Here is a 7,443-nt window from a genome sequence, read left to right as displayed (position 1 = left end):
CGGAGACGCTGAGTCCTGAGCCCTGAGTCCCAAAGGGACACGCTGCGCGTTCACGAAGTGTGCGCTTTGCGCTTACGGGCACGGCTTGAGGCCGAACGGAGACGCTACGCGAACGACGCCGGAGGCGGCTTCCGCTACAACGACCGGCTCAGCACAAGTCAGTCGAGCCGCTGACGTTCACCTTGGCGAAGCCTGTTAAAAAAATCAAATCGGATTGCTGCTTTTGCTGGTAACAGCAGTTGCTGCTAACCCGACAACTTTAATTCCAGCTTGATTGAGTGTTTGCATAGCAGACATAGCAGTCGCACCCGTTGTATAAATGTCATCGATCAAAAGAACTGATACTTTTGGGTGGCTACGAAAATCTTTTCCTATTTCAAAGGCTTCAGCTAAATTTTTTGCTCGCTTGGAGGCTGATAAAGAATGTTGTGCTTCTGTTGCTCGCACCCTTGCCAAACCATTCTGTTTCAATTTTAATCCAGTTGTTTCGCAAAAACTTTGTGCTATCAATGCAGCTTGGTTATATCCGCGGTTTTTTTGCCTATCGGGGTGGAGTGGGATAGGAACAACTACAACTTTATTGTGCACAGGCGAATGTAATAGCCATGCTTCTCCCAACCATCGACCTAAAGGACGGGCAATTTGGGGTTGATTTGCATATTTCATTGTAGTGATTGCTGACTTGAGGATACCGCCATATGTTCCCCATGCAAATACGGGCACTGATTTTTGCTTAAGATTATGATCCCTAAGATGGCATTTTTGTAACTGTCTCGTGCAGTCTTGACAGAATTCTTGGGAGGTTGGACGCTGACACAAAGGACAATTAGATTTTAGAAAAAGGTTTAATAAGCTTTCAAGATTTTTAATCAACTGTTGCATCAACAACTGTCCTTCTTCAATTCGACCATGACGAAATAATTCAAATATATGCCCTACGGGATGCTATGGGCAATTCGTAGTTTCACGGTAGGAAGTAAAAAACTCAAAGTATGCCCTAGCTACTCAAAGGGCATACTTTGAATTTAAAAAATATCAATTCCCCAAAGGGGAGTATGGAGAGGAAAAAAAGTCAAGCCAAGACCTTGCTTGCGCTCAAATTCACACCATCAAAATCGATGTTCTAGTTTGAAAAAACTAAAGTCCACCCTTGCTCTTTAACATCTTCTTTAGTGTAGGAAACTCCATCAACTTTTGTCCCTTCTGAATCAAGAATAGAGAGGATTCCACCATCATTAGAAAGTTGAATGTTTTCTGGACTTAAAGGTACTGTAATAACTCCACCAGGCTCAATGCTAAACCCATCAAGAGGTTGCTTGCGTTTGAGTTTATCAGCAATTGCCCAGCCATTCAACTCTATCTTCCCTGGTGAAGAATTTATTAAAGTAACTGACTCTTTGCCAGAATCTTCTCCACGAGGATTTACTAAAGCAGCAATGATTTTGACCTGCGCCTTCACTGCTGGAGTTCCTGGTTGTACTGGTTCACTTCCTACAATCTTATCTATGGGGTTACCAGTGCGATCATCAGTATGGAAGGACTGGGACTGAAATGCAAAGAATACTGCAACCCAGTGGTCACCAGACGATAGTGCAGAAGGGTAATGAATTAATAACGCCCCATCTTGGTAAACTCCATTTTCTCTGGCAAAGCTACCGCTGTTACCTTGGTTCATATGAAGATTATGAACGCCTCTTCCTGGTTGGAAGCCGAACACTTTGTCAGACTTATTTTCTGGTCCCCAAGGTTCGCCGAAAGCATACACAACTGCTTGAGTTTCAATTGCCCGTTGAAAGTATGAGTCAATCAACTCGTTGAGATCGTTGTTTTCTCCTGGTACATTGAAGGGCAATGGTTTCATCTGATTGACTTTGAATAAATTACCCCGGATGTAGTCTAGGGCAATTTTTCCAGGTTGTCTATCAGAATCCTCAAGTTTTTTAAAACCAAAGTCCAATTGATCAAGTTTGTCGGTGATGAAATGTTCAAAGTTGTCATCGATAAAATACAATAAATCGAAAGGTTTCTGACTTGACCTAACATTAATTGCTAGACGATACGAAAACTGATCGTCCTTCACATGAACTTGATAGTGCGGGGTGTCACTACCAAGTTCCTTTTGTCCGGCGATCGCATGACACTTTAATACACCATAACCTTCGCTTAAATTCATAGACTTGTTCCTTATTAATGAAATTGACTGTGATTCATCTCGCCATTCAAGTTTGCTCATGACTTTGTCATGAACTCATTTTGGATATAGCTTTTCCTAGGCAAAGGCTATTCATTTTTTAGCCAGCTACTCATTATAAGTGAGTGCTATTTTTCGGATTAATGATTGCTGAGTACTTTCGTATTTTTAGCGTCTAAAATTTTACTCTAGTTTTATCGTTATTGCTGGACTTTTCCGTTGCACGATGTAATTATAGTTACAACTTTAACCTTGAAACTACTTGATTTTCTCAAATGGTAGCTCAATATTCTTGAGTCCAGCAGTACCCTTGTGGGTGATTTTTGCTTGTTTTTTGATGCTTATTGATGAACCAGTGCTAACCAACTAGGAAATGCGTAAGAATTGACAGCCAATAACTTTAACTCGCGATAAGTATCAAATACCCAACTTGCTGTTGTCTGAAGATTCTCCATCAAACAAGCATCCTCACCAGAAGCTTCAAATGCAAGACTCCACCAAGCATTCCCTTGAATGATCAGATGGGTAAGTTCTACTGTACAACCGTTTTCGATATGCTCATCTGCACAAACGGGTTGTGGTGGAAATTCTGGTAAAACTTGGTAAAGTTGGGAATAGCGAACTTTCTGGACATTCACCCAAGAGGAATTGCCCATAACGAGGTTTGGCTGAAAAGTTTCTTCTGTATCATCACAACACAGCCACTTACTCCATTTCTCAGCCTTACCTTCTACAAAATCGCCAAAACCCACAGCGCCTAATTGTGCTTTGCGCCACTTGACTTCCAGCCGTCCTTGACGCAGTTTGATTCCTAAGAAATCACACTTTGGTGAGTAAAGATATACATCTTCGCGTTGTTCTGGTAGTTGCATAGGGTTTATCAGACAATTCTGCTTAAACCAAGTTTCAATATTTTCCGGTATCGTGCCAGAAGAAAACCAGCGCAGTTCGTAAGTTGTCAGCATACATGGGACAATGAAAAACGAAATATGAACTTCCCTTGTGTTGCTTCCAGCCTAAAGGAAATTGTAGAAATGTGGAAAAAAATTATATTCATTTTGCTCTTGGTGTTTGCCTTCAGCTTCAGTCATTCTAATGTAGCGGCGGCGGTTGGACGAAGTTATGTAGACACTACTAATGGTTATGAGTTTTCATATCCTAACGGCTGGGTGCAAGTTAAAGTTGCCGACGGTCCAGATGTGGTGTTCCACGACATCATTGAGATTAGTGAAAATATCTCTGTAGTGATTAGTCCAGTTCCAGAAGGCAAAACTCTCAAAGAATTAGGCACACCAACAGAGGTAGGATATAGGTTGGGAAAAAAGGCTCTTGCTCCTGAAGGTTCCGGTCGCAAAGCTGAATTAGTCAATGCCGAAGAGCGCGAATCGAACGGAACAACATACTACCTCTTAGAGTATGCGATCGCACTATCTAATAACGAACAACGCCATAACCTTGCTAGTGTTGCTGTTAGCCGTGGCAAACTTTTTACACTCAACGCCTCAATTCCTGAAAGGCGTTGGGGTAGAGTGAAAGGATTAATTGAAGAATCGTTGAAGTCTTTCTCAGTTTACTAGTGATTAGTACTATCTGCTATGGGTATTCCACCCTTTGTACTCGCCTCTGCTTCTGTCGCACGACGCCGCTTACTACAAATAGCTGGGATTGAACCTTTGGTTTGTCCCAGTGATTTTGACGAGTCACAAGTCCAAACAGATGATCCTGCACAGTTAGTCCAAATTTTAGCTCAGCGAAAAGCAGAAACTGTAGCCCCTCAGTTTCCATCGTCTTTGATTATGGGTTGCGATTCTGTTTTGGCTGTTAACCGCGAAATTCATGGTAAACCAGCAAATTCCGAAGAAGCACGTCAACGCTGGCAAAAAATGCAAGGTCATTTTGGTGATCTTTACACAGGTCATGCCTTAATTGACCTTTGCCAAAATCATACTTTGGTTAGATGTCAAGTAACAAGAGTTTACTTTGCTCAACTTAGCAGTGAGACAATTTCGGCATATGTCGCCACAGGTGAACCTTTAAAGTGTGCTGGTGCTTTTGCTCTTGAAGGTCGCGGTGGTTTGTTTGTGGATAAAATCGAAGGTTGCCATAGCAACGTGATTGGGCTAAGTTTACCACTGCTACGGCAAATGTTGGCAGATTTGGGATACAGTGTCACGGATTTTTGGTACTCAAGCTAACCAAAAAACTCCCTCCGGTTCAAACAGAGCCGACTGGTGTTAAATTCTTATTGAGAAACTACGTCTAGGAAAGCAGTCCCAGGCTTTCTAAGCTGAAATAATACCAATTTCGCTGGCTGCTATATAAACCCTAAACAAGTCTAGACATTTATTTCTTACTTCAATGGGAGCATGGGAGCGGTTATCCCTCAGTAAGCTTACACGCTTTAGCCAAACGTGATACGCCAGGTGCTACCCTATGGCTGACGCCACGCCTTACGGCTATCGGGAAGCCGCCCTCCGGGCGTCTACAACGCCCTTAACACAAGCGGAGCACTGGCTCAAATTAATTGCTGCGTTTAAATCTCGATCCATCGAATGCCCACAACTTTTACAGTTGTAAGTCCTTTCTTTTAGCGGCATATCTTGAATATGTCCACAATTGGAACAGATTTTACTTGATGGGAACCAACGGTCAGCAATGATGATTTCACAGCCAAATTTTTTAGCTTTGTATTCCAACTGGCGCTTAAACTCATGAAATCCACAATCAGCAATCACTTGCGCCATTTTGTGGTTAGATAGCATCCCAGAAACGTTCAAATCTTCTACTACTATTTTTGCGTGGTTCTTGCATAAGAAAGTAGTGAGTCCACTTGCCGTCTTGGCGGCTTCCGTCACGATGGCAAAGTGGCGAACCCGAAGGGTGATTTTGTGAAGAGTATCTTTTCTAAGATTAGCTATCCTTAAATGATGTTTTGCAAGTTGTATTTTGGCTTTGCCTCTATTCTTAGAACCTTTCGCTTTTCTGGCAAACTTTTTTGATAGTCTACAAAGTTTTTCTAGATTAGTCTTGTAATGCTTGGGATTAGGGAATGCCACGCCAGTAGACAGTGTAGCCAATTCCTTGATACCTAAATCAACTCCCACAATTTCGTGTGACTTAACAGTTGGTTCATGTTCTTGTTCATGTGCAAAAGCAATGAACCAGCTATCAGCAGTTCGGGATATTGTGATTGATTTACACGTGGTATGTGGTAATCCTTCATAGGTTCTAACCCATCCAATGGTGGGGAGCTTAACAGACTTGCCACCAACAGGGATAGGCTTGCCACTTGCATCAATAGTAAAAGAGTCGTGAGCACCCTTCTTTTTGAAGTTAGGATAACCACCTTTAAGAGAGAAAAATCTAGAAAAAGCATCACCTAAATTATCAAAAGCATATTGAGTGATTTTCTGACAAATACCTTTCTCTTTAATCCACTCAAACTCAGGTTTAACATGGTTGTTAAAGAACTTTTTAAGGATATATTTATTAGGCTTTAATCCATCTTTAACCAAGTTATTCCAAGTAGCTAAGCCCCAGTTGTAACTAAATCTTGCAATACCTGCATGTTTACTCATTATTATTTCTTGGGCTTTACTCAGTTTTAGCTTTGTCTTGATGGATAAAAGCATTGCTCACCGGGGGTATGACTGGGAAAAAGAGCCTTGCGGGGTTCCGACTGGGAAAATGAGCCAAGCCTTATTAGAACGAGTACCCTACTACGCCGACGAATTAACAGACGTTTGCGTAGCGTCCCTTTTAGGGACTAGGCTTGGCTCATTTTCTTGTGCCAAGTGTGACTCACAAACAACGAGTACTCGTGGGTGTTGACAGATCAACAAAAACTGGGCTGGCTCTTTTTCTTTGCCCAAGTGCGTTGACCTCTAATGCTATTTGATAATTAGTATACCAATATACAAAGTCAATTACAATGCCTTTCAGGAAAAACCATAAATTAGGTTTCACTAGTGACAAACCGTTTGATAAAGACCCTGTGTGTTTTAAAGTGGCACCTGGAGTTAAAGATAAGCTAAAAGCCGTCCCTGACTGGCAAAAACGGCTTAGAGAGCTTGTTGATGAGTTGATTAAAGATGTCAATAATTGTTGATAAATGTCTAGGCTTGTTTACATTATTGGCTTCTTAGGACTAACTCTGTTAAACTAGGATTTCTAGCACGCCCAACAACATTAATAGGTTCCATAATGGCTTTGCCAGCAGGTAATGTAATTGAAGGCTCACCTGAGCGAGAATCAACGATACACTCACCGCTAATTACGTAAGCAAATGCAGGCGAACCATGTGTATGCCAGACACCTACGTCTCCGGGTGCTATGGTTAGCGTTTAAATTTCGCCTTCTAACTCCGATACCTTCGGTAACTCGCTAGTTTTTAGTTTGAGAACGCTGGTTAGCTCTGATGTAACTTGGTTTGGTGTAGCCTGTGCAAATGAGATACTAGAGTACCCAACTCCAAGCATGACTACAAGCAAGACTACAAGAAGAACTTGTTTAAGTTTCATGCCTCACACCTTAAGTGAAGATACGGCTAAATGGTATCACTTCCCACCGTAGAAGAAGGCAATTTCTTTTTCTTTTAACGCTGCAAAACCAGCATCTGTGAGTTGTTGGTTGAGTTCTTCTTGGGGTATGTGCTTTGCACCAATTCGCACAATGCGCGATCGCATCGTGTTGCTGACACCACTGCGCTGTCTGTTTCCTTCTAGCCCCATGACTTTGTGATAAAGTTCTAGTTTCGTGGGGGGAATAGGGGAACCATCAAAATCTATTCCGCTTGCAATTGCTTCATCAACTGCATCAGCACCTTTAGTTGTTTGGCTTTGTTGGTTAATTTCAGCAGTCATGGCAGTTTCTTATCAGTTACCAGTTATCAGTGAACAGTTATCAGTTATTACTGTTCACTGTTTGAATCACCTTACTAGAGAATTTTACCAGGCTTTGTGAACACAACAAAGTCAGCGTAGGCAAAAAGCAAGGGATATGGGGGATTACATCAGGCAGTTGTTTTTGACCGAAGCTAAGGCGTAGAAGTATAGGGGTAAGAGGGATTTGTATTTTTGTACACCTCTATCCTGGAACTGAAAGATACAAGCCCCCACACTCTTATATCCCCTATTCCCTTACAACGCGCTTGTGCAACAAGTCGCAAAGCTCGCCGGACGGAATCTTGGGCCCGGCAACGCCAGACGCCTCAACGGTCAAAGCTCGTCGCTTGGGTTGCTTCCCCCGACAGA

At 42.2% G+C, this 7,443-nt stretch carries 9 protein-coding genes; 2 read left to right on the top strand and 7 right to left on the bottom strand.

Going from position 1 to position 7,443, the window contains the following annotated elements; genetic code table 11:
* Positions 1–204 precede the first annotated feature (204 nt).
* From AC5590_RS11420 to AC5590_RS11410, 3 genes are all read right to left on the bottom strand, one after another.
* The gene (locus tag AC5590_RS11420; RefSeq protein ID WP_169268692.1) at positions 205–882 is read right to left on the bottom strand and encodes a ComF family protein; all 678 of its coding nucleotides are present in this window, start codon (positions 880–882) and stop codon (positions 205–207) included.
* Positions 883–1,123: 241 nt separating this feature from the next.
* A complete protein-coding gene (locus AC5590_RS11415) occupies positions 1,124–2,173 on the bottom strand; it encodes a DUF2278 family protein (protein WP_169268691.1) in 1,050 nt (349 codons plus the stop codon).
* Between the two features lie 359 nt (positions 2,174–2,532).
* Positions 2,533–3,156: a hypothetical protein gene (locus tag AC5590_RS11410; protein WP_169268690.1), complete on the bottom strand. Its 624-nt coding sequence runs from the start codon at positions 3,154–3,156 to the stop codon at positions 2,533–2,535.
* A 69-nt stretch (positions 3,157–3,225) separates the two neighbouring features.
* On the opposite strand from AC5590_RS11410, the gene psbP reads away from it, so the two are divergent.
* Both psbP and AC5590_RS11400 read left to right on the top strand, forming a co-directional pair.
* Positions 3,226–3,768: a photosystem II reaction center PsbP gene (gene psbP, locus AC5590_RS11405; RefSeq protein WP_169268694.1), complete on the top strand. Its 543-nt coding sequence runs from the start codon at positions 3,226–3,228 to the stop codon at positions 3,766–3,768.
* 18 nt (positions 3,769–3,786) lie between these two features.
* Positions 3,787–4,386 (top strand): Maf family protein, encoded by a 600-nt coding sequence (locus AC5590_RS11400; RefSeq protein ID WP_169268689.1) that lies wholly within the window; start codon positions 3,787–3,789, stop codon positions 4,384–4,386.
* 261 nt (positions 4,387–4,647) lie between these two features.
* Here AC5590_RS11400 and AC5590_RS11395 read toward each other — a convergent pair whose 3' ends face one another.
* From AC5590_RS11395 to AC5590_RS11380, 4 genes are all read right to left on the bottom strand, one after another.
* Positions 4,648–5,823 carry an RNA-guided endonuclease InsQ/TnpB family protein gene (locus AC5590_RS11395; protein WP_169268688.1) on the bottom strand — a complete coding sequence of 392 codons (1,176 nt, stop codon included), beginning with the start codon at positions 5,821–5,823 and terminating at the stop codon, positions 4,648–4,650.
* Positions 5,824–6,321: 498 nt separating this feature from the next.
* Positions 6,322–6,525, bottom strand: coding sequence for a cupin domain-containing protein (locus tag AC5590_RS11390; RefSeq protein ID WP_169268693.1), 204 nt, complete (start codon positions 6,523–6,525; stop codon positions 6,322–6,324).
* 9 nt (positions 6,526–6,534) lie between these two features.
* Positions 6,535–6,711, bottom strand: coding sequence for a hypothetical protein (locus AC5590_RS11385; RefSeq protein ID WP_169268686.1), 177 nt, complete (start codon positions 6,709–6,711; stop codon positions 6,535–6,537).
* 36 nt (positions 6,712–6,747) lie between these two features.
* Positions 6,748–7,053, bottom strand: a complete 306-nt coding sequence (locus AC5590_RS11380) for a small RNA NsiR4-regulated ssr1528 family protein (protein WP_169268685.1) — start codon at positions 7,051–7,053, stop codon at positions 6,748–6,750.
* Positions 7,054–7,443: the final 390 nt, after the last annotated feature.

The organism is Brasilonema octagenarum UFV-OR1 (assembly GCF_963888615.1).
Lineage (GTDB): Bacteria > Cyanobacteriota > Cyanobacteriia > Cyanobacteriales > Nostocaceae > Brasilonema > Brasilonema sennae.
Note: the sequence above shows the minus strand (reverse complement) of the source record. Positions and strands in the feature narration are given on the sequence as shown.